This is a genomic window from Streptomyces sparsus, from assembly GCF_054776295.1.
Genome location: NZ_BAAHCA010001297.1, coordinates 1 through 1063 on the forward strand (window position 1 = coordinate 1; position 1063 = coordinate 1063).

1 protein-coding gene is annotated in these 1063 nt (G+C 75.5%); it reads right to left on the reverse strand.

Translation table 11 applies throughout. From position 1 onward, the window contains the following. Nucleotide 1: 1 nt before the first annotated feature. The coding region (locus tag ACYVE9_RS28010) for an FGGY-family carbohydrate kinase (RefSeq protein WP_461030688.1) at nt 2-1063 on the reverse strand (1062 nt) is incomplete at its 5' end.

The window sequence follows — 1063 nt, forward strand, 5'->3', positions numbered from 1 at the left end:
CTCAGCGGGCGAACGCGCCGGGGTGTGTCTGGTCCCGCACCGCGATGTACTGCTGACGCACGGCGTGCCCGACGGGCCCGTCGTCACCGGGGTCGAACTGCGCGCTGGCGGCAGCGGGCCAGTAAGGCGGCTCGTGCGGCGACAGTGTGCCCAGGGAGGCGCCCAGCGCCCAGGCTGCCTGCCGGGCGACACCCAGCGTGGTGTAGTCGGCGGGTTCCGGCACCACGACCCGGGCCCCGAACAGGGCCGGGGCGAGCTGCCGCACGGCGGGCAGTTCGGCCGCCGTGCCGAGCAGGAAGACCCGGCGGACCTGCACGCCCCGGTCCCGCAGCACGTCGAGCGCGTCGGCGAGCCCGCAGAGCATGCCCTCGAAGGCGGCCCGCGCCAGGTGTTCCGGCTTCATCGACTCCCGGCGCAGTCCGGCCAGGGTGCCGGCGGTGTGCGGCAGGTCGGGGGTGCGCTCACCCTCGAGGTAGGGCAGCAGCACCAGGCCGTACGAGCCGGGGCTGGACTCCAGCGCCATCTCGGAGAGGCCCGGCAGGTCGGTGCCGAGCAGTTCCGCGGTGCCGCGCAGTACCCGCACCGCGTTCAGGGTGCGCACCACCGGCAGGTGCATGCCGGTGGCGTCGGCGTAGGAGGTGATGGTGCCGCTGGGATCGACCAGGGCCTCGTGGTGCACCACGGAGACCGAGCCGGACGCGCCGAGCGACACCACCGCGTCGCCCCGGCTGATGCCGAGGCCGAAGGCGGCGGCCATCGTCTCACCGGTGCCCGCGGAGATCAGCAGGCCCTCGGGGGTGTGCCCGGCTGCTTCGGCGGGGCCGAGCACCTCGGGCAGTGCGACGGGCCGGCCCAGTGCCAGCTCCACCAGGTCGCCCCGCCAACTGCCGGTGGCTGCCGACCAGTAGCCGGTGCCGGAAGCGTCGCCCCGGTCGGTGGTGCGGCGGGCAGGCCTGCCGAGCAGCTGCCAGGTGAGCCAGTCGTGGGGCTGGAGCACGGCGGCGACCCGGGCGGCGGCCTCCGGTTCCTGCCGAGCCAGCCAGCGCAGCTTCGCCACCGGCTG